The organism is Mesorhizobium prunaredense, from assembly GCF_900156895.1.
In the GTDB taxonomy this organism is placed as follows: Bacteria; Pseudomonadota; Alphaproteobacteria; order Rhizobiales; family Rhizobiaceae; genus Mesorhizobium; species Mesorhizobium prunaredense.
Map to the genome: position 1 here is coordinate 78379 of NZ_FTPD01000056.1, position 21466 is coordinate 99844.

17 protein-coding genes and 3 pseudogenes are annotated in these 21466 nt (G+C 55.6%); 15 read left to right on the plus strand and 5 right to left on the minus strand.

Annotated features, from left to right (window positions below; genetic code table 11):
- The first annotated feature begins 274 nt into the window (after positions 1-274).
- The 7 genes from BQ8794_RS27935 (at position 275) to BQ8794_RS37110 (ending at position 5483) form a co-directional block, all read left to right on the plus strand.
- Positions 275-1636: a tyrosine-type recombinase/integrase gene (locus tag BQ8794_RS27935; protein ID WP_210189870.1), complete on the plus strand. Its 1362-nt coding sequence runs from the start codon at positions 275-277 to the stop codon at positions 1634-1636.
- Positions 1633-2133: a hypothetical protein gene (locus BQ8794_RS27940; RefSeq protein WP_077381835.1), complete on the plus strand. Its 501-nt coding sequence runs from the start codon at positions 1633-1635 to the stop codon at positions 2131-2133. Before BQ8794_RS27935 ends, BQ8794_RS27940 begins: the two co-directional genes overlap by 4 nt.
- 86 nt (positions 2134-2219) lie before the next feature.
- Positions 2220-2450, plus strand: coding sequence for a helix-turn-helix transcriptional regulator (locus tag BQ8794_RS27945; RefSeq protein WP_077381837.1), 231 nt, complete (start codon positions 2220-2222; stop codon positions 2448-2450).
- A gap of 123 nt (positions 2451-2573) precedes the next feature.
- On the plus strand, positions 2574-2942 hold the full coding sequence (locus BQ8794_RS27950) for a hypothetical protein (protein ID WP_077381839.1): 369 nt from the start codon (positions 2574-2576) through the stop codon (positions 2940-2942).
- Positions 2943-3046: 104 nt separating this feature from the next.
- Complete coding sequence (locus tag BQ8794_RS27955) at positions 3047-4624, plus strand: ATP-binding protein (protein WP_143744724.1); 1578 nt, start codon at positions 3047-3049, stop codon at positions 4622-4624.
- A gap of 107 nt (positions 4625-4731) precedes the next feature.
- Positions 4732-5226 (plus strand): hypothetical protein, encoded by a 495-nt coding sequence (locus tag BQ8794_RS27960; RefSeq protein WP_143744725.1) that lies wholly within the window; start codon positions 4732-4734, stop codon positions 5224-5226.
- 29 nt (positions 5227-5255) lie between these two features.
- Complete coding sequence (locus tag BQ8794_RS37110) at positions 5256-5483, plus strand: HGGxSTG domain-containing protein (RefSeq protein WP_143744741.1); 228 nt, start codon at positions 5256-5258, stop codon at positions 5481-5483.
- Positions 5484-6093: 610 nt separating this feature from the next.
- On the opposite strand, the gene BQ8794_RS27975 is transcribed toward BQ8794_RS37110, so the two are convergent.
- The 4 genes from BQ8794_RS27975 to BQ8794_RS27990 all read right to left on the minus strand — a co-directional run bounded on the left by BQ8794_RS27975 (position 6094) and on the right by BQ8794_RS27990 (position 12094).
- On the minus strand, positions 6094-6699 hold the full coding sequence (locus tag BQ8794_RS27975) for a hypothetical protein (protein WP_077381850.1): 606 nt from the start codon (positions 6697-6699) through the stop codon (positions 6094-6096).
- A gap of 1056 nt (positions 6700-7755) precedes the next feature.
- Complete coding sequence (locus BQ8794_RS27980; protein ID WP_143744726.1) at positions 7756-8523, minus strand: hypothetical protein; 768 nt, start codon at positions 8521-8523, stop codon at positions 7756-7758.
- A 461-nt stretch (positions 8524-8984) separates the two neighbouring features.
- The gene (locus BQ8794_RS36835) at positions 8985-9824 is read right to left on the minus strand and encodes a hypothetical protein (protein WP_077381854.1); all 840 of its coding nucleotides are present in this window, start codon (positions 9822-9824) and stop codon (positions 8985-8987) included.
- A gap of 602 nt (positions 9825-10426) precedes the next feature.
- Positions 10427-12094 carry a CHAT domain-containing protein gene (locus tag BQ8794_RS27990; RefSeq protein WP_077381856.1) on the minus strand — a complete coding sequence of 556 codons (1668 nt, stop codon included), beginning with the start codon at positions 12092-12094 and terminating at the stop codon, positions 10427-10429.
- Between the two features lie 1679 nt (positions 12095-13773).
- On the opposite strand from BQ8794_RS27990, the gene BQ8794_RS27995 reads away from it, so the two are divergent.
- The 4 genes and pseudogenes from BQ8794_RS27995 to BQ8794_RS36840 form a co-directional block, all read left to right on the plus strand.
- Positions 13774-14460: a recombinase family protein gene (locus tag BQ8794_RS27995; RefSeq protein WP_077381858.1), complete on the plus strand. Its 687-nt coding sequence runs from the start codon at positions 13774-13776 to the stop codon at positions 14458-14460.
- Between the two features lie 248 nt (positions 14461-14708).
- On the plus strand, positions 14709-15785 hold the full coding sequence (locus BQ8794_RS28000; protein ID WP_077381860.1) for a GH25 family lysozyme: 1077 nt from the start codon (positions 14709-14711) through the stop codon (positions 15783-15785).
- A gap of 143 nt (positions 15786-15928) precedes the next feature.
- The gene (locus BQ8794_RS28005; RefSeq protein ID WP_174654545.1) at positions 15929-16816 is read left to right on the plus strand and encodes a glycoside hydrolase family 25 domain-containing protein; all 888 of its coding nucleotides are present in this window, start codon (positions 15929-15931) and stop codon (positions 16814-16816) included.
- A gap of 140 nt (positions 16817-16956) precedes the next feature.
- A pseudogene (locus BQ8794_RS36840) lies at positions 16957-17683 on the plus strand (IS630 family transposase); the annotation flags it as partial.
- 264 nt (positions 17684-17947) lie between these two features.
- Here BQ8794_RS36840 and BQ8794_RS36850 read toward each other — a convergent pair.
- The gene (locus BQ8794_RS36850) at positions 17948-18256 is read right to left on the minus strand and encodes a transposase (protein ID WP_077381862.1); all 309 of its coding nucleotides are present in this window, start codon (positions 18254-18256) and stop codon (positions 17948-17950) included.
- Between the two features lie 11 nt (positions 18257-18267).
- Here BQ8794_RS36850 and BQ8794_RS28020 point away from each other — a divergent pair.
- From BQ8794_RS28020 to BQ8794_RS37490, 4 genes and pseudogenes are all read left to right on the plus strand, one after another.
- A pseudogene (locus BQ8794_RS28020) lies at positions 18268-18429 on the plus strand (IS481 family transposase); the annotation flags it as partial.
- 64 nt (positions 18430-18493) lie between these two features.
- A complete protein-coding gene (locus BQ8794_RS28025; RefSeq protein WP_143744729.1) occupies positions 18494-19801 on the plus strand; it encodes a hypothetical protein in 1308 nt (435 codons plus the stop codon).
- A gap of 46 nt (positions 19802-19847) precedes the next feature.
- A complete protein-coding gene (locus BQ8794_RS28030) occupies positions 19848-20639 on the plus strand; it encodes a trypsin-like serine protease (protein ID WP_077381866.1) in 792 nt (263 codons plus the stop codon).
- Between the two features lie 22 nt (positions 20640-20661).
- Positions 20662-21285 (plus strand): annotated as a pseudogene (locus BQ8794_RS37490) (trypsin-like serine protease); the annotation flags it as partial.
- Positions 21286-21466: the final 181 nt, after the last annotated feature.

A 21466-nucleotide genomic window follows, 5' to 3' on the forward strand; every position in this document is an offset into this window, starting at 1 on the left:
CCCCCCAAGTGGGGGAGATGTCCGGCAGGACAGAGGGGGGCGCGAAGGATCGCTACAGAGCGCTTTTGAGAGCCCTCCTTCGCCAAGGCTTCGGAGGGCATCCTGCTTCGCGCAGAGAGGGATCTGCTGGACTTGTCCTGCGAAGCGCGAAGCGCGAAGCAGGATGGCGGAGAGGATGGCCGCCATTCTGGAGTTCCATGCTGTTGTATAGCGTCTCGATTTGTCTCATTGAATCAATGTGCTATTAGAATATGGGCTAGGCATCTGTCTTGACTTGTCGCAGTTAGTGGCGATAAATCGCATCTGTTTTGGCGGGTATGATGATGGGTGCGGCATGCCGAAGAGAGCGAGAGACCTGACCGCACTGGAAGTCGCCAGGCTACGGCATCCCGGCAAAGGCGGGAACGCATCGTATGCAGTCGGTAACGTTTCCGGGCTGATGTTGCAGTGTACGTCTGGCGGAGCGCGGACGTGGCTGCTGCGAACACTTGTCGGAGCAAGGCGGCGGGAGATCGGGTTAGGCGGATATCCAGATGTACCGCTTGCCGACGCCGTTCGGCGCGCGCGCGAGGCAAAGGACAAGATCAGGGTTGGCGTCGACCCGGTCGAGGAACGAAAGGCTTCCCGCGCCGCCCTTGCTGCCGCGCAGGCGCGCGGGCTGACGTTCACTAATGCAGTTGACCGCTATCTTGTCGCCAAACTGGACGCCTTCAAGAATGCCAAGCATCGCTCCCAATGGGAGATGACTCTTAAGACCTATGCCGGCCCCGAACTTGGCCCGCTGCTCGTTTCAGATATTGGTGTGCAGGACGTTCTTCGGGTCCTTCAACCGATCTGGAAGACGAAGACCGAAACGGCCAGCCGATTGCGAGGGCGAATTGAGGCCGTGCTGGCTTGGGCGACCGTTGCCGGTCATCGAACCGGCGACAATCCCGCGCGCTGGGCCGGCAATCTGAAAGAGTTGCTGCCCGCGCCTGCCAAGGTTGCCGGCAGCGACAACCAGCCCGCCGTCCAGCTTGACGATGCTGTCAGATGGTTCAAATCGTTGCGGAACCGGGATGGCATAGGAAGCCGCGCGCTGGAATTTGTTGCGCTTACGGCCTGCCGATCGCAGGAAGTGCGTGGAGCCACTTGGGATGAGATCGATCTTGATAAGGCGCTCTGGATCGTGCCGGCCGCCCGGATGAAGATGAATCGTGAGCATCGAGTGCCCCTGACAGCAGATTCTACTGCATTGCTCAGAGCCCTGCCGCGCCTTGCCGATAGCAAGCTTGTATTCCCTTCCATCAAGGGCGGGCAACTGTCCGACATGACCTTGAGCGCTACCATGCGGCGGATTCATGATGCGGACATTGGAGACGGTAACGGGGGCTTTATCGACCGTGCTTCGAAGCGGCCCGCAGTGCCGCACGGTCTTCGCTCGACGTTCAGAGATTGGGTGGCTGAACGCACTACATTCCCGGGCGACATGGCCGAAGTATCGCTGGCGCACAAAGTCTCGAATGCCGTCGAGGCGGCTTACCGCCGGGGCGACCAGGTTGAGAAGCGCCGCGCTATGATGGCGGCGTGGGCGGATTTTCTGGCCGGCCGCGCGGCGAAGGATAACGTCCTGCAGCTTCGCGAGGCCATGGCGTGACTGAAGATATTATCACCGCTTGGGATGCATTGGCGCAGTGCCTTTGCGACGAAAAAGGCGAGCTTCTCGCGGACGCTCGTGATGCCGTAATTGTCATGTGGCTGGAGAAGGGTGATACCCGGCCATTCTACGACTGGGTCTTACGTGGCCACGAGCCTTCGTCCGGCGTGGTCAGGATGATCGCGGCAATGATGGCGAAAGCCGATAGCCCAGATGTGCTGCCCGCGACTATCAGATCCGGGCTGTCTTGTGGGCTCTCCATAACCGGCAAGAAGCGTGGCGACAGGTCGAATCCAGAAAACGACGCCCGTGACTATTTTATTTACCGCGATGTGGCGCGGAAGATTGCGTCGGGTGGGGGATATGAAGCGGCAATAGCCGCAGTGCATGAGGGGTTGCCACGCATTGGCATCAATATCGGTCGTCAGAGTGTCCGCGACGCTTATGACAAACGTCACCGGCGGAAGAATTTGAAGCAGCAAAATCAGGGTAGTTAGGTATCGATCTAATTACCGTGCAATTTCAATGACATAAGCATCGATTGCGTCTACATGAATCCATCTGAAATTCATGGAGCCGCGCTATGACTTGCCGCATACCAGAAACCGAAAGCACGAAGAAGACCAAGCCCGATCCGGCTGCCCTTTTCCTCACCGATTATCAGGTGGGTGCGCGCTATGGGACCAACAGGTCAACTATCTGGCGCTGGCTCAAAAATGACCCTTCTTTCCCGCGTCCCCTCTCATTGTCCTCGGGCTGTTCGCGCTGGCGCATCGCTGAACTCGAAGCGTGGGAGCACCAGAAGGCCGCCTAAACCTCGGCCAGGCAGAAAAGAAAATCGCCCGGCCGAAGGATCAACCGGGCGGCTCCGTAGAAAGTTCATGTGACGATGAGATTTTTACAACGGGATGCCGCCGATTTCAAGTCAGAGGTATCCATGTCTATTATAGAGTATGAGCGTCAAGTTCTCCGACTCTTCCAAGAAGAGCCAAAATGGCGGATCGCCCCATTTGGTGTAACTTACCGCGTAGATACCAAAGAGCGCGTGTATTTTGACTATGACAACCGGCCAATCCTTCGCGTTGGGCCTGACGGGAAGGGAGAGATCATTTCGCCTGACGCCTTCGTTTATTTCTCGATGCTGGCGGACCTGCTTATTGACTTTGATGGTCACTATGACCCGGACGGGCTCAAAATCGTTACCGACGTCATTGATAAGCACGGCCTCGCCCCCGAACTTCGACGCCGCTGGGAGCTGTTTCAGCGCGACGAACTTCCAGATCCAGCATGGGGCGGTCGACCGTGAGGAATGGCAGGCGAACTGCAACCGTTTTGGTTGAACCCTCGGGTTCTGAGAAACGGGCGGCCGAGGGCGATAACCGGCGGCGCATAGAAATCCATAAGGGTCGAATGGCGCAAGTGGTGGACCAAGCGGAGCGGGCATTAGTTGATTCAGAAGCCAACGTCTACGTGCGCGGGGGCGAACTGGTGCGCGTCGTGGAGAGCATGGCTCTTCCAATCGGGAGGAAAAACGCCATCAAGCGGGCGCATGGTGCTCCCATGATCGCGGCGCACACCGTCGTCTCGCTTGCTGATTGCCTGAACCGCGTGGCGCTTTTTCTTCGATTTGACCAGAGGGATCATCACTGGAAATCCGCCGATTGTCCGAAGGAAGTGTCGGAGACTCTGCTCTCCCGCGTCGGGATGTGGCAGTTCCGGCCGCTCACTGCGGTTATAAGTGCCCCAACCCTGCGGCCTGATGGCACGATCCTTTCCGAGGCGGGCTACGACCAGGCGACTGGTTTCCTTCTTATCGAGGGCATGGATTTGCCCGCGATACCAGAGGAACCGACGCTGAGGGACGCCGAAGAGGCGCTGGCGACCTTGGAGGGCCTGCTCGAGGAGTTTCCGTTCGAGGGTGGCACTGACCGTTCTGCGACGTTGGCGATGCTCCTGACCGCAATTGTCCGACCTAGCCTGCCGACTGCTCCTCTCTTCGCGATTACAGCTCCCACGCCAGGAACAGGCAAGAGCTACCTTGCCGATCTCGCGGCGGTTCTCGCCACCGGCCGCCGTGCCGCTGTGGTCGGTGGCAGTTGCGATGAGGACGAACTGGACAAACGCCTTGGCGCATCTCTGATGGCGGGTGATACGATCCTGAATCTCGACAACCTTGACCGGCCGCTCAAGTCCGAACGCCTCTGCCAAGTCCTGACGCAAGAGGTGGTGAAGTTCCGCATCCTCGGACGAAGCACCAATATCGACACGCCGACAAAGGCTCTGATGATTGCGACGGGGAATGCGCTTCGTGTGCATGGCGACCTCACCAGACGTGCGCTGCTGATCCGACTCGACGCAGGCCAAGAACGTCCCGAAACACGAAAGTTCAAACGTGACCCCGTGCAGGTCGCCATCATTGATCGACCTAAATACGTTGCTGCTGCCTTGTCTATCTTGCGTGCCTTCATCGTCAGTGGGGAGTCAGTTGGCTCGCCGTCGCTTGGTTCCTTCACGGAGTGGTCGCATTGGGTACGCTCGGCGCTCGTGTGGCTTTGCCGTCCCGACCCCGTGGGCGCGATGGAGAAGGCGCGAGGCACCGACCCGGAGCGTGAGCGGACTTCGGAGATACTTGCCGCTTTGCTACCGGAGGGGATATGGACGGTGAAAGAATTGAGTCGACGCCTGACCCCCGACGCGTCGATTAACCTAAACCTCCGTGACGCTCTCGCCAGCTTCTTGAAACACAACCAGTTCGACAGGCACGGCTTCGGCAACTGGTGCGCCAAGCATCAGAACCGTCCGGTTAGTGGAATGCGATTGGTTGAAGCTGGCGTCGACGCGAAGGCTAAGGTTAGGCGCTGGCGGGTTGAGAGTGTCCATCAGGACCATGACGGACATGACGGACTTTCATCAAAGTCCGTGGCGGGGACGGCGGGGACGCGCGGGGACAGTTTTCCTCTACGCACGGTTTCGATGACAAAATCATAAGAAGGCTCCGGAAACCTCCCAGCCTGTCCCCGCCGTCCCCGCCTTGCTAGGCGATTCCCATCGTCTTGGTTGAGCGGAATTATCGAAAAGAAGTTTGGAGATCGAGAATGAGCAAGAACCCTACCGCTTCAAAAGAAATATCGGCAAACCGGCGTTCAAGAATGAGTGCTGTCGCAGCCACACCATCTGATGCCTGGACCGACATGCTCGGGGAACAGACCATACTGACGCTGTGGAACGACGCCAGCAGCAGCGAGGATCGCGCCAAACAGCTCAATGCCATCCTCGACGCTTTGGAGGGAATCGCGCCGCGCGATGAACTTGAAGGTATGATGGCATCACAGATGATCGCGGCGCACAGTGCGGCGATGGAATGTTTCCGTCGGGCCATGTTGCCGAACCAAACGATCATTGGCCGCGACGAAAACCTTGGTCATGCCAACAAGCTCTTGCGGGCGTTTTCCAGCCTAGTTGAAACATTCAATCGGCATCGCGGCAAGAACCAACAAAAAGTATTGGTCGAGCATGTGCATATTCATGCGGGCGGGCAAGCGTTGGTCGGGATGGTGACGCCGAACGGGGGTAGCCAAGACCGAACTTGAGGTACAACCCCATGCAAAGCAAACTTCCGATGCATCTGAGTGCCCGCTGCCGCGCGAAGACCAGGAAAGGGAATGAGTGCCAATCCGGAGCGATGCGAAACGGCCGTTGCCGGATGCATGGCGGTACGTCAACAGGCGCGCCGAAAGGAAATGACAATGCTCTGAAGCATGGGCGCTACACTGCGTTAGCTGCAGAATGGCGTCGCAGGCTTGCTGAACTTCGGCTCAGCATCAGCGACCTAGTGACGCGTAACTAGTATGAAGATTGCAAGCTGCCTGCTGAGCACGTGCGCTGCCATAGTGTCTAGACACTAGCCTATTCTGGTGGCCGTCACCGGCCTGCGTTTCATGCGATTCCAGATATGTACTGCACCGATGACAACAAGCCCCTGTATGGCAAGAACCGCCCCAAAGGATAGGATGTCACCGAGTAGAAATGCCAAGGTGTGGCTTCCAAGGGGCCCCCCTTCAAAGATCGTGGCGATGACCGTGGTTGCAGCCCGAACAATTGTGATGCCAGCGATCAACTTGAGAGATTCCCTTATAGACAGCATTGCAATTACCGATCTGTACTTGGGGTCGTGGCCCCCGCTTGGGACTGAGAGCGATAGCCCAGCCAGACTATCTGTCGCAGGTGCAAAGGTTTGTCGAGAATACTCCGTGGTGACTCGGTCGTTCGAGGTCTCTTGGGGTTGTCCCGTAAGCTGCCGGCAGTGATGATTGGGCCGCCGCGCACTCACTTGGCGCGCCACCTGCTCACGGGATCAGGACTGGTGCCCACGGATCACAGGTCTGACAGATCCAACTTCAATTTTCGTGGCGCTGCGATGCCCGATTCCCTCGCCATCAGCTTTGTGTCATAGGAACTCACTTCGACTGTGTCACCGTGACTTTATCAGGTACGCCCTCAGGAGCGAAACTTTTGAACTTTGGCGCCGCGAAGCTTAAGCCGAACTCATCGACCGCACCAGCAAGTAAGGCGTTGTAAGCGTCAAACGTTACCTGTAGGTCGTAGCTATCGGCAAACGCTTTTACATCGTCTTTGCGGCTTGTCGGAGATGTTCGGATCTTTGCATCTTCCCCCATGCCATTAAAGGTCTGAAACGCGGAATCCATAAAACGATTGTAGTCCTTTTGAAATTTATCTGAAAAAAAAGGCTTGTAGACGTAAAATATCTCGTCTGACGCCCGCTTGGCGTCAACTACTTGGGCCGCTGAGATTTGATTCCAGCGACCCACATAAGTGATGTAGCTGAGTATTCTATTTAACTGCGGTCCGATTCGATCCCAGAGCTCTATTTTCTTATCCTGAACCTTTTCTAATCTAGACCTATCTGCTGATAGCTGAGCAAATTGCTGGCCATAGTAAAACAATCCGGCGGTCATCAACGTAGAAATGACAAGACTCGCAACACTTAATCGAAAGCTCCAGAGCTCCGGTTTCTTCCAGCCGGTAGGTGAAGTGCCGTTCATAGCCGTGCCCTCACGATATCGCCACAAAATATCCCGACTTCTTGCTAAGAGGCAACGCGGTCTTTCGATGAGGAAGAGCCGCCTCGCGATCTCCGAGGGTCGAAAGCAAGCTGGCTTGACCGTTGACGATTCTGGGATCGCGAGCCTTGAAGCCGTCTGTCCATTTTCGGCCCAAGGCTGTCGGCGGCAATGCGCAGCAATGTCAGCCGCAGAGGCGGTAGAGAAGATCTTGGATCTGAACTCTGGGCCTCGAAGGCGCACACCTTCGAAGGCCGTCTACGAGCAGTAGCTCGACTTTCTCCCTTCCCCAATTAGATTGAGACCGACCCCTCATCGTCAAGCCGAGCCCGGCACTTTCCGCTGCGGTCGCCGCGCAGCGCGCGTCGTATTCAGAGCTTCGAAGTCCGCTGGCTTAAGGCTGTTGAACCATATCCAGCCGTGATAGGTCTTTGAGACCCCACGTCTCGCTGGGTACCCCTGAGCTGAGGCTCTGGTCAGTTCTTGCGGCAAAGGAGAAGCGCCACATAAGGAGGAACAATCGGAACTCCCGCATTCGAGCCGACCGGACTAGTGTAAGACTGGTATGCGCTGCCCATCGAGGTTCCGAAAACGCTTGGCCCCAATGACCCATCGCCCCAGTTACCCCTCCCGGCTGTCACCCCCGTCATGGTCGCGTGCTTATGTGAAGGCAAATTTGCCTCACTTAGGAGGACGGTGGAGCGCCTCCCCTGCTACCAGCGTCCTCCGCCGATACCACCTTATCCCCCCTTCCGCCGAGCCCGAGAACAAAACGTCCCCGCGCTCGGTCGTAGACTGCCCATCCCGGCGGACAAGTAGCTGCTTCGAACGCAAGGATTGAACCAGTTGGAGGCAGTTGCGCCTCCAGATCTGACACGGCCCGTGCAAGCGCTGCGTTCTCCTCATGCAAAGCCGTGACCTGTGCCAAAATCGCCTCGGTACAGTCGCGCACCGTTTGGCATTTCTCTTGCGAGGCCGCCGGACTAGCTGCCGCGATACAGGCAATCGTCACCATCGTCCACGTAATGAAAGGCCATGTCATCGTCCCATCCCCAAGTCGTCGCCGAGAAGAGTTGTCCAAGCTGAAGCCACATCCCGAAAGTCCATATGCTCGGCGATGTACCTCTGTTCCGAACCGGGAACGAAGCAGGCGGCGCGCCGAGCGAATGCACCCAAGAATTCGTAGGTCGAGACAACCGTGTTGATCGGTCCGTCGTCCGGCATCTGATCGAGCCTCTGCAGGAGATAGTCCCGTACCGCAAAATATGTTTCAGAGTATGGTTGTGAAATCCGAAATTCTGTCTGAATTCGGCAATCTCCAATGCAGAACCACCGCTTCTCGCCCTTATAAAGGACTGGCGGAGTAATCACGATCTCATTTCCCCCGAACACCCGAGCAATTCCGCCGAAGGTCTCAGGGACGGTCTCCTGGATTGTTCGCTTGATCGAGCACTCGGCCTCGAAGATGAGCGTGCTCAGGTCTTCTTTGATAGTCTTTTCGAGACTGCGGGCGTCTGCCGCGGTGCGGGCGAGGATCTGATCCGCGCGCTTCATCAGCTCATTCGCATCTTTGATTCCCTCTTGGCGGAGGACATCGATCTTCTCGAGGGCGTTAACAACGATCGCGTCGACCTGATCGAGGCGATCTCTGACATCCCTGTTAAACTCACGCCTAATCCGCTGGAGGGCGTCCTCAGCCGCTAAGATCGCGGCCTTTAGTTCGGCGCCAGCTGCGCCGATTGACTGCTCTACTCCGATCAATCTGGCAAGGGAGGGGCTGAATACGCCGGGTACGTCGTCCAGCAAACGACGCAGGCAGCTAACCATAGTGGCGGTCGGAGTGCATGCACGTTCCACTCCTACCTAAGAGTGTGTGAGATTGTGGCCTACTTGGCATTGCGAGTCCAGAGAGGTAAAGGCGGAAGACGCCGTGCGCAGCACGTTGTGGGAAGGGAAGGCGGGCTGCAATCCTGAACACTTAAAGACCTTGTGCATCGTCCCGAGGGCGGCATTTCGGCGCTCTTAAGCACGCACGGCGAAATGCCAATCCTAAATGGAGAGTCCGTTTCAACGCGGGAGGTGACAGGCGCGAACGAGGTTGCTTTCCGTCGGGTCTGCCGCAGGAGGAAGCGGTCGGGGAATCGAGCAGGGTCGCCGCCCTTGCCGTAAAGGCTCGGCGGAAGCACATCCCGGAATTATGGAGCGTCACCGTGAATGGCCATATGGCTCGCGTGAAGCTTTTGTTGCGAAAAGGAACTTTGTACGAGCTACCTGTTTAGGATAGTCTCCATCGTGGCAATCAGCTTCTTCGCCAGTTCTTTCCGGCCCTCCGAATGGTTGTCATAAACGATGTTTCGTATGTGGCGAAGATCGAAAGGGATATCGTCAAGCTTTTGCGTGATGAGGATGACCTCTTTGCCAAGCGTGTGGGCAATACCCGCCTCGTAGAAGACGTTAGGATTTCGTCCCGAAAGGTCACATACGACGAGTCTTGAGCTGTCAATCAAATTGACGATGTCCTGCATAACGGAATGATTTTCCCATATCTCATCGGCCCGCTGGCAATTCATGCGAAAGCTTTTTGCAGCTTCCCCTATGGTGTCGTAGACATCGGAAAAGTCTTTGGCGAATGGCATCATCGCCGATACCAAGCGGTCGTTGACGTTCGCGAAGTCAGCTAATTCGAAAACGTTGGGGCGCGTCCGCCGGGATGCAAACATCCGAAGGACCACGTGGTATAAATCTTCGTCTTTGACGGCCCAGTGAGTGTGATGAAATTCGAATTCATCATCAATACCCAGCGCTGACCTTAGTTCGTAGAGGGCAAAGTTTGGCAACGGGCCGATATGGCGGTCCACCGTGAAGTCAAAAATGATTCCTTTTGGAGTAATCTGGTGACGGGTTATGTGGCCGACGTACGCCAGCTCATCGTGGATGCCTTCCTGCATGAAAAGGCAAGGCAGCTTCACAAGGTCGTCGAGAGCTAGATTACCATCTGGTTGGAACTGGCTTTTGAGACGGTCGGCGGTGAAGACAAGTGCGCGGCCGTCAATCATATTGGCGCGACCAGCCTTCCAATCCACGTTCCGGACGATCAGGTTGAACATATTCCCTCCACACAGCGCTACATTCAATATTTCCGGGCAGGACTTTTGTCACGCGCCTTGGGGACGCTTACGTTTTAGCCGACACCGCGATCAATGTTCTACAGGGGTTGCGGTGGGCAGCTTTACGCTAGATCAAAATTTGGGGCGAACGGCGCGGTTGAATAACGGCTCACGACCCTTCCCTGCCCTTCGTTCAGAGAACTTCTACGACAGGCCCTGACCCGAAGGCGGCCTCTGCAAGCTAAGTGTCAAAGACAGCTTCGCGCCCGATCTTGGTCACTCGAAGCAATTTCGCTGTTACTCGAAAGCGGACATCGGCAGCGCGAAGCTATTGGTCGTGGTTGCGCCACTTCCGGACTTTTGCCAGTGATGCCGCGAAGGTCGCGTCTCGTCCCCAAAGCTGACTTACCAATAGCGGGTCCTTGGATCGCTGGGCGCACCTCATGACAGCGCAGCCCTAATGATGCCCGACGACCGGGCGACGATCTGAGACCCAATCGCGAGTGTTTGTCGTACCAGCCACCATGTCGTAGCCCTAGTCGGTATGCGTTGGTACAGCACAGCGAGGTTGTTACCCACATCCCGTGCACAATTCAAAGCTGTCACGGGGCGGGCCGGCCGATAACTACAAACGCTGACCAGATCGCAGGGTCCTTCTCCTTGCTCTTAAGCTCACGCATAGCAACTGCTAGGGCTATCTCAGCCCCGCCGGTTGAAGGAGCGCCAAGTGCAAATCGCTTGCTCAGTTCAGTTGCAAAGAGTCCCATCAGATCCCGGGTCCCTGCGTCGCTTACTGCCCACAAACTAACTACAACCTGAGAGGCGCCCGCCCCCAACCAGAAGTCCGATAGCCCAAACACTCCACCAGGAAACACTTTGCCTAACCCTGAGAAGCAAGCGCTCATAACAACTACGGGATGACGAGAGAACTTCAATTTCATCTTTCTTAAAGCTGCGCCAGTCAAATGATTCCCATCAAGCGCTAAAAAGCTCCCGTCTGCCGGATTTATTGGGTCGGTAATTCCATGCGTTGCAAAGTAAATTAAGCGGAGAGTGTTTTGCCCAGCCTTTAGACTGGATTTAACAAAATTGAAATTGGCGCTAGCTCCTACAGTTGCACCTACGCCCAGCTTGCTCGCCAAAAAACTAGCTTCCTCACGGGCATGCGGCAATTTTGGCCAGCAAAAGCGTTTCTTGTCATAAGAAAGGTCAGGATCGCCGACAACGAGGAAGCCCGGAAGAGATGCTTTGGACAGCTTTTTAGCAGCCCTCAAATTGCTAGGTTTCGCCGCAATAATATCTTCTGCCGCGGGAACGATCATCGGGGCAAACAGATCGACGAGGTTTCGATCCCCAATTGGCAATGCAGCAAACGGAATTTTCTGCGCGGCTCGTGCCGGTATGATGAGCAACCGTGCATCAGGTACATATTCCTTTTCTAAGGCGGAGGAAATGCTCTCTGGAAGCAGGTAGGACTTTGCCTTCGCTAAAGCCGAAAACTCGCCGTCTATTTGGGCTTGAGTCAGCGGTATGTCCGCGCCAGAGGTGTCACCGTCGCAGCCGTCATCACCCTCCCGCTTGCGCGGTGCTCGAGATGCCGATCGAACCTCCACGCGCAAGGCGTTCCAGATTAATTGAAGAAAATCATCGTCAGTCACGCTGTCCGAAACGGGACTCCGGGACGCCAACGGCGAATATGCGACGAGCCCATTGGAACTAGCGAGCCATACACACGTATAGGGGCCATCGTCCCAGTTTTCCGAGTAGATCAACGCCAGAGTCTTATGATGAGCGCTCAAAGCAGACAAACCAGCGTAGAAGTCAGGTAGGTATTTATTCGCAATACGAAGCCGTGCCTCCTTTTCCCTCAGAGCCGCCTGGTCGGACGGCATAAACACTAAGTCTTCCTTATGCTCCATCATCCACTTGTAAACATCTGACTGGATCAGACTACTTAGAAATAGATCAGGCGTACATTTTCCATACTGCTCAAGTTCTTGCCGAAGCGCGTCGTTCTTCGGGCGGCCTTCCTCGTCATCCGAGCTTCCCTCGTCGATGTCCCACCCAGGGTTAGGATCATAGCGATCCTTGCGCGGATCGAAATCGTCGTCCGAATTCTTGGCAAGGTATTGGACGTATCGTACAGCTGGCCTAGCACTTGCAGCACGCGTTTGAGCGGTCGGATCGCTAGCAGCAGTATAGGCTAATGACCAAGTGTAACCAAGGGATAATGAAATCACAAAGCCAATTTCAATAAGAAACCGCATCATGATTGCTTGCCTCGCTACCTCACAGGGTGACTAATCCGGCGTTTACTAGGCCTTTAAGCATCACAGCCGCTCCGCATTGTTTTGAAACGGCTTTTCTATCGTAGTGACCGTCTTTCACGAACTTTCCGGAGCTGTAATTGTTTGAGAAACTCCAAAGATAGGGGGTATGCACACCCCTCGATCGATAGCCGAACCCATTATAGCTTTCCCACCGATATAGCATCCGTTCCAAACTCCAATCTGATTTTCCTACGAACCCTTGTTCCTGTAGGGCGTCGATTGCGCTGGACCGCCAGTCAGAGGGGGGCAGCCATTTGTCGGGTTTGTTCCTGGGGATGTGTACAGTGCGCTGGGTTAACCGATCGCCATTGTGCAAATGTGCTCCAAAATTGAAGCTTGCTTCCAACCCATGCACAATGGCTATAAAGTACCAAGGTATTGATACGACAGACGCTAGCTGTTTATAACGCGAAGAAAATCGAGATATCGTCTGTACATGCCAATTGACAGTACCAACAAACTCGGGGCGGCTGTTACAACTCTTAAAAAGGGTTAGGTAGTCTTTTCTCAGGGCGTCTAAGCTGGGCCTAGGACCTCGGGTTCCTCCAGGCTGTGTGAAATGGTCGGGAGGGACGCGCTCACGGTCGTTAAGGTCGCTAAGTAGTTTCGATGCATCGTTGGCTAGATCGGACGCATTGGGAGACGAAGAGGACCGCTCTAATAAATCGACTAGTCGAGGCATGCCTTCAATATATGCGTTTTCCTCCGTTAATTTTACGGTCGTACCCGCTCGTGTCCGATCTGTTCGTGGCAGGCCTAATTTTGAGGCTTCAGCTTCATCGGCATTCAACGCTTCTGAGAAGGCGACTGCCCAGTCGGCTGACGATTGGGCATAAGCCTGGCACAATGGAGGAGCGAACCAGAGGCCGAGCGCTCCCCGAACTACTATTGTACGCCTCGATACCAGCATGCGGTCCTCCCGTTTGCAAATAACAAGCGTTGGCGTGCAGATTATGTGCGAGGCTGCTAATATAGCGCCCTTTCAAACCGATAGCCAGCGAAGCTCGTTTTTGGGACATTGAAGCAAGATGTTCGACCCGAACGGACAGGCTGTTTGCGCAGATCCATGCAGGAAATACTTTACTTTCGCCTACAACGATTGCCGTATAGGGTGGCCTCAAACGCGGAGTCATCCCCGGCAGGCGATGACTGCTTTTTTCTTGAGGTAGGGGCAAAAGCCTTGACTGACGCGTGCGGGGATGTCCGCGGCTTTCTTCGGACGCGGAATCGCGATGCGACTTTACAGAACTTGGATTCTGCAGGTCTGAAATTGACGCTACTTGCTCGTCCCCATCGACGACACGAATGACAACTATACCCTAAGCGCAAGCTCTACGAGCCGAGACTGAACGACCGCAAAGGGTCATGGGCGTGAATTCAGCCGGGGGCGAACGAGCTTCCGCTTAGGGTCAATTTACGTCGTAGAAGCTTGTGATGGCTCTCATCCCGGTCGCCTAGTCGGGAGTGCGTCTGATGGAGGAAACCGGCTGGTGCGCCATGCTACGCTCGCCGGTGACCGGAAGACTTGCATAATCAACCACTTAGAAGTTGCTTCTCATTCGCCTGTGAGCACACTGCAAACGGTGGTTTGCAGTTTGCACACCCCGGGATGACCAAAGATGACGAGAGCAGTCGCCTACTATCGTGTCTCCACACAACGTCAAGGACGCTCGGGCTTGGGCATTGAGGCCCAGCGTACCGCGGTCGCCCGCTTTGCCGAGGCCGAGGGCATGATCATCCTCCAGGAGTTCACCGAGATCGAAACCGGAAAGGGCGCGGATGCTCTTGATCGACGGCCGCAATTGAATGCCGCCCTCGCCCTTGCCCGACAGCTCAAGTGCCCGGTGGTTGTGGCGAAGCTCGACCGACTCTCGCGCGATGTTGCCTTCATTGCCGGACTGATGGTCCAGCGCGTTCCGTTCATCGTCGCCGAACTCGGCGCTGACGCCGACCCGTTTATGCTGCACCTTTACGCCGCTTTGGCCGAGAAGGAGCGTCGATTGATCTCGGAGCGCACCAAAGCCGCCCTCGCCTCACGCAGGACGAGCATAAAGCTCGGCAATCCGACCAACACCGCCGAAGCTGCGGCGAAAGGTCGGAAGATGTCGATCGAAGAAGCCGACCGGTTTGCCCAGACCGTGCTGCCAATCATCGCTTCCATTCAGCGGTCGGGCATCACCAGCCTACGTGGCCTGGCAATCGCCTTGAATAATCGCGGCGTTCGAACAGCGCGCAATGGCCGATGGCAGGTGTCGAACGTGCGCAACATTTTGGGGCGGCAAGCTTCTGCGAACTTGCTTTTATAGGCGGGAATTTGCTGACCAGCTCGAAAGGCAAAACTTAATGCGGTCGCGGTTGCTTCCGACCCATGAGCCGATCGGCTCTTCGCGGCGAGGCCATCCGGACCGCAGCGCGCCTCCAAGTCGACCGTACGGACAATCCGCGCATTCATACGCGTTTGAACCGCAACCGCTCAGTCTTCTTTTGCCATGTCGATTTCGGTTGCAAACCTCCGGAAATTTCGAGATTATCGAAACTCTTCGGGGGCTTGACGATGTTGAAAGTACTTTCAACGGGTTTCTTTTCCGCAATTCTGATCGCTTCAAACTTTTGTACAAGCGATTGCCGCGCCCAGGAAGAAAGTGCGGCTCCCCTCCCTGAACCAGGCCCTACGACCTGCGCGGAAATTGTTGCTCCTGCCAGTTTTGAGATGGCGTCCGCCGAAATTCGTGGCTTAAACCCTAATAATGATGGGATAAAACCTTCTGGGTTTGTCAAGCCATCAATCGATCGGCCGGTAATCCACGGCATTGACATCTCAAAGTATCAGGATGAAGCAGACTTCCGATCAGTGAAAGATTGCGGCGGGTCATTCGCATACGTACGCCTGTCCGGCGGAACGAATCCAGATAACGAACTACTCTACAGGACGCATTGGGCCAACACCCGTGCTTCCGACATGATCCCGGGGCCATATCACAACTTCTCAGTGATCCCCCATTTGCTGAAGAATGTTGCCACGGCCCCAAGTGGGAAGCGCTCAGAGCTAATTAAAGCGTTGACCCCCGAAGCTATGGGGTCGGCGAAAAAGCAGGCCGCGTTATTCTCTACACGGCTGGCCGAAGTGCTTTCGTTAGACCCCAGTAACAACAAGGCCTATCTTCCGATTGCAATCGATCTCTCGGTCCGTCCGCTCGCGGATGATGAAAGTTCACGTCAAGAGATCGGCACCCTATATGGAGCGATGGTCTGTGAATTTATTGGCAAAGTCTCTAAAGGGGAGTTCGGAAAATCTCCAATTGTACTTTTTAGTGATCCCGACACTTTTGAGTATTATAGGTTGATAGAAAAAGCTGATAGTTGCTCACAACAGGATGTGCTTATCTGGATTCGTCACAGAACCTTCGATGGGTCGGCGTTCTACGATCACGATGCTGATGGATTTTTCAAGGATATATGCAAGATTGGAGAGGAAGGAAAAGATAATCAGGCAGGTCGATGTCTAATTGAGCAATACACCTCTTTTGGCGGGTTCGCATTGTTTAAGAACGGCTCCCCGCTTGATCTAGATCGTATATTTGCAAGCGAGCAGGAATTCCAAGCACTCTGGCAGGGGAGCGAGAAACCATGAATTGGCGGGCGGCTGGGCTAGGAGTGTTTCTCGCAGCTATCTGTTCGGCTCCTGTATTTGCCGACTGCTTGCCTCGAAAGATCGGTCCGGGAAATTTTCCCAACACCCCCAAGGTTTGGGGAACTACGGATAGCGGGCCGATCTTGGATGGCTTCCTCGAACTACGCAATGGAAGTGGGCTTCATAAGATCGAACATGGCGTTGACCTCTCACACCACAATGACCGGATACTTTACGGCGAGCTAAAACGGTGTGGTGCGAGTTTTGCGATTCTTAAGATGGATAAGCGTTTCAAGATCCACAAAACAGAACTGGCCGGCAGGGATATTAGAGTAATTCCCTACCATTATCTGTCCGTTGTTAGCGGTGAAGGAAAAGACTATACGAGGAGACCAAAGGAGTTCTCGCTGCAAGCGACGTCTGAGGAAAATAGGGGCGCCGGACTCCTCCGCATTGCGGAGAACATGGGGAAAACCAAGGCGGCAAGATTCATATCACAATATGAATCTGCTCTATCTCCTACAGAGAGAACATCGGAACTGTCTGGGTTGAAAGGTAAGCTTATCGTTCTCGACGTAGAGGAGTATTTCAAAGTAAGATCGACGTCAAATCAAAGAATATCGTTTGGCCGATTTTACGCCGCGATGTTGGCTTCTTGGGTTAAGACTGTCAAATCGTCATATCCTGACGCCAAGATTATCTTCTACACATTTCCCGATATCTACACTAGCTATCTTCAATTTGCATTTCCAAGTGACCATGCGGTTATACACGGAATGCCGGTTTGGCTGGCACGGACCCGCGGTGACGCGAGTGATTTTGATCTGAAGTCAAGTAAGCAGTTGCAACGTATTTGTCTGTCATCATCAGGTGGAAACAAGTGCATCCTTCACCAGTATACTCACAGAGCTACATTTGGTGTACCGAATATTACTGGGCTTTACCCACCTCTGCATATTGATGTGAACCGACTTTTCTCGGCAAAGGAAGTCCAAGATGGAGAGGGCTTCCAATATGTTCGAGCGGAATAGGCTGGGCGGACTGGGATCTCCTGTCAAGTCGGCTCGAGGCGGGATACTAGAGCGGTTTTGCGAAATTCGGAGTCGCGGGTTTGCGTTGAGTGGCTTGTTCTGATTCCCTGATCGAATTGATTTGCGGGAGGAGCAACGGCATGGCGCGAGCCTACGGCGTGGATTTGCGAAAGCGTGTGGTCGAGGCGATAGAGGAAGGTCTGTCTACCGGGAGGCGGCGCGAGCGTTCATTCTTGCCCTGGTGGAGACCGACGAGCGGGACATCACGCTTGCCGAGATCGCCGAGCGCCTTGCGGCCGAGCGGGACATCACGCTTGCCGAGATCGCCGAGCGCCTTGCGGCCGAGCGCGGCATCAAAGCTGGCGTGACGACTATCCACGAGTTCTTCGCAAAGCGTGGCATCACGTATAAAAAAGACGGCGCACGCGGCGAACAGCAGCGCCCGGACGTTCTGGCGGCGCGAGATGACTGGTTCGACGACAACTCGATCTCGACCCGAGCCGCCTGATCTTCATCGACGAAAGTGGCCTCAATACTAGGATGGCGCGGCTTCGGGGTCGCGCGCCGCGCGGCGAACGTTGCCGGGCGGCCGTGCCTCACGGGCATTGGAAGTCCACGACCTTCACGGCGGGCTTGCGCCTCAACGGGATCGCCGCTCCCTGGCTTCTCGACGGTGCGATGGATGGCGAAGCGTTTCTGGTCTACCTGCGCCGCGTCCTTGCGCCGACGCTTCAGCCCGGCGACGTCATCGTGATGGACAACCTCCCGGCTCACAAGGTGGCCGGCGCCGCGCGATCCATTCCAGAACTGTGGGACGCCGTGCGCCTCGCGATCGATCGCTTCGAACCAAAGGAATGCAAGCGCCATCGCCAGCCTTCTTGCCCTTGGGGCGTGTCTGGAAGCAAGCGTGCGCAGAGCCAAGCAATATGTTTTCGATGCCATTGCTCGAGCAAAGTGATATCGGAGCGAAACGCAGTTAGCTTGTAAGTGAATGAGCGGTGACGCGTCGGCTGCCGGCGTCAGGCACCGCCTTATATCGGAAAGCCCCCGAGAACAGCGCCAGACCAGGTCGCCCGCGGGATCGTTCATACCGCGGCGACCGGCAGATCTAGACATGACCAGTTCAATTGCTCAGTTGTTCCACCTGCTGCGGACGAGGAACAGCATCGCGGATGGATCGGGCGCCTCTTGCTGCATCAGATCCTCGTAGGCGGCCATGTCAGACGCCTGGCCAGGCGTCAGGCAGAAGCCGATGGCGAGGCCCTGCGCATCCGTTCGGGTATGAAGCTTGGTCGTGAGCCCACCGCGCGAACGGCCAATAGCGTTTTCTGTGAATCCCCCTTTTCCGCCGGCTGCGTGCTGGTGCGCCCTCACGATCGTGCTGTCGATCATCCGCATGGTGGTGTCGGCTGCGTCGCTTTCGGCAAGGGCTGCCAGCATCACGTCCCAGACGCCGGCATCTCGCCGACTTCATCTTAGCTTACAATTTCGCGCGCCGGCTTAAGACCCTCAAGGGCCTCACACCCTACGAATTCATCTGCAAAATCTGGGCAAAAGAGCCCGAACGGTTCCGACTCGATCCCACCCATCAAATGCCGGGACTAAACACCTAGTCTGTGGTATACATCTACGATGCGTCAAGAATGGTCCCTCATGTGCTTGGAGTGGAGGTGGCTTATGAAAAGACAGGTCCTACTTGTGTTGGGTCTGCTTCTCTTTCCTGCCAGTTCGCGCGCTTCCGAGGAACACATCGAGTTAAACTACGGCTCCACGTATATCAATATCTTTGGACCCGGGGGATTTTCCTCCCCTCCGGTGCATGAAACGGTGTTTGGGAGGCAGGGCCTTGTGGCCCGGCTGCTTAGTAGAACTGTTGACCTCTCTCAGCGAGAGGCGGACACCCCCGAAAGCATCGATGCAACTTTGCTGGTCTCGGAAAGTGAAGATGATCTGGTTCTCATCCAAATCATCTTCGCTCCCGGCCATCCAAGACAGGACGAGTTCGTCACACTCGAAGGGAGTGGGGATTCGACGATCAATGGCGTTTGCAGAGTCTTGTTTGCTACCGAGTGCAATGACACACGTGTTCTCAACGGAATGCAGTTCGCGGTTCCAACGGAGCAGCAACTGTCGGCTGAGGCGCCGCAGGCAGTAAGCGCGCTAGGCCAGCCCAATGTTAATTTCGGATCGCCAGGGGAGATATCGGAGACGTCGTTCTACATCGTGGGGGCCCCTGAACACGTGAAGTTGCCGCCTCTGCCCGTTGCCGCAGATGAACTCCGTGCTGCTCCGTTGTCGGATATCATCGAGGGCGTGCCCGTCGGATCTGAGCCAGAGACAGATGCACAGCCGAGCCAGCCAGATGAAGAGGGCGCGGCGCCACCCACAGCGGTTGGCACGCCGTGGTTCGTAGTTCATTGCACTGCGTTCCAGGCGAGCGACGAACAAATTGCCAAGGCTGTCAGGAACCTTAGGAGCTCTGGCAAAAGAAACAAAGGCTATGTCTGGGTGAATTCGAAGGGTGAACTCTTGGAGGTGGTGGAACTTTCGGATAGGCGGGAACTTGCAACCAGAACAGAATCAACGCCGTACTGTCCACTACTTGCGACTAAGGCTCGGCCGCTATTTATTAATGTGGAGATGCATTACTTTTGCTCCGAGAGGAACTCTGTTGCGGCAACTGATGCGCAGTACAAAGGGGTTATTGAATTTTATAAGAAGGCCAAGCAGATATATGGCGCTATGAATGTTACCTCACATAGGCATGTTGATCGCGGTATCGCCGGGGCCCATACTGATCCGCCTGCACACACATTTTCGTTCGACAGGTTGCGAGAACAGTTTGAGGCCGCGGGTATAGGGACAAACGATGTATTCTTTCTCTCTAGTGCGCAGCAGCAGAAGGCTGCCAAGGCGGAGCACAAACACTTTTTTCCCCCAGACGTTGCGGTGAGTCTCCAGCGGGGAACCGACGATTGCCAATAATGATGTCGCCTTGGTTGCGTGTAAGCCTGATAGCTGGGAGGAGCCAATGTCACTTAAATATATCGCCTTTTCAGTTTTGTTTTTAGCGGGGGTGTCGGCTGGGCTGGCCCAGGAGATAGAGTTAGAGACCCTGGAAAGTCTACCGTCACCCGATGTACAGGATCAGGTGATCGGTGGTGAGAAGATGGATCCCGCCAAATGGCCCGCCACCCTTGTCTTCCGAAACAGAGGAGGAGGCGGTTGCACCGCTACCGCCATTGGCGATCGCGTCATAATCACTGCCGCTCATTGCGTCGATAACGGTGGCACCGGCGCTGCTCGTGTAAAGGGGCAGTCTATTCGCCTTGCCTGTTACCACCACCCTCACTATCGACCACCACAAAGCTATTCAGCAGACTTCGCGCTTTGCTTAACCGAGGGGCAGATGCCGGTGTTACCGTTTGAAGTCCTGAACGTTGACCCCTCGGTTCCGAAGCTCGATGCTGTGGTACAGCTGCTTGGCTATGGCTGCCTGACGATAGGCGGAGTAGATAAGACGTTTGGCCACCTTTACGGTGGAACAGCAAAGGTGGTGAAGATGCCAGGACCCGGTCTCTACACTGTAACAGAGGGAGGCGCAGCAGTGTGCTTCGGAGATAGTGGAGGCGGGAGTTACGTCGGTGATGATGTGAGTAGGCTGCTGTTTGCAGTGAATTCGCGAGGTAACATAAAAAACCGGTCCTTCCTTTCGACGATCAGTTCCCCGATATTTTTGGCTTGGGCTGAAGACTGGGCGGTGAACAATGAAGTAGAAATCTGCGGACTTACGCAAAATTCTGCTGGGTGCTCAGAGCAATGACGTTTGACTAAGGGGCGAGCCGATGCTCAACGTGCGCATCCTCTTGAGAGTGCTGGTAGCTGTCAGCTTAGTATTCGTCACACGCCCCGCTACAGCGATTATAAATGGCGGACGAGTACCCGCTGAGAAAGAGGATGCATTTGCGGCAGTTATCTTCCGCGGGGCGCAGGGGGCATGCAGTGCCACTGCCGTGGGGCCTCGCGTCCTCCTCACCGCCGCGTTTTGCATAGGCGCCACAGATCGACCCGGCTATGTAGGGATCGGCCCGCGGCAGTACGCGATAGAGAGATGCGTACTGCATCCTGATTACGGCTCAAGGCGCGAAGCCGACTTTGCCCTGTGTTTCACGAGGGCAGACCTGCCCTTGTCGGATTTCCCCCGTGTGGACACGGCGCCTGGTACATTGTCGCTGGGCCTTACAGTCCAGATAACTGGCTTCGGATGCCAGGCAGCCGGAGGGTACGATTCCAGCTATGGCATCTTCGGGGTGGGCAGGGCTACAATCAGTTCATTGCCCGACGAAGGGGGCGCTGGCCAAGCTCAGTTGACAGGTGATGCGCTGTGTTTTGGAGACGGAGGGGGCGGCGTCTTCCTCGCGGGGGACGCGGGACCTAAGCGCCTAGTTGGGGTCAATTCCCAGTCTGATTTACAAGAACGCTCCTACATTTCCCTCACTTCATCTAGGTCGTTTGTGCAATGGGCGCGTGGCCTATCTATTCGTCACGAAAGCCCAATCTGTGGTGTGTCTGAGGGCGCTGAAGGATGTAAAGCCGTTGCAGGATCCGCGATCTTAGACGTTATCACACCCGAACCAGACACCTTCTCTG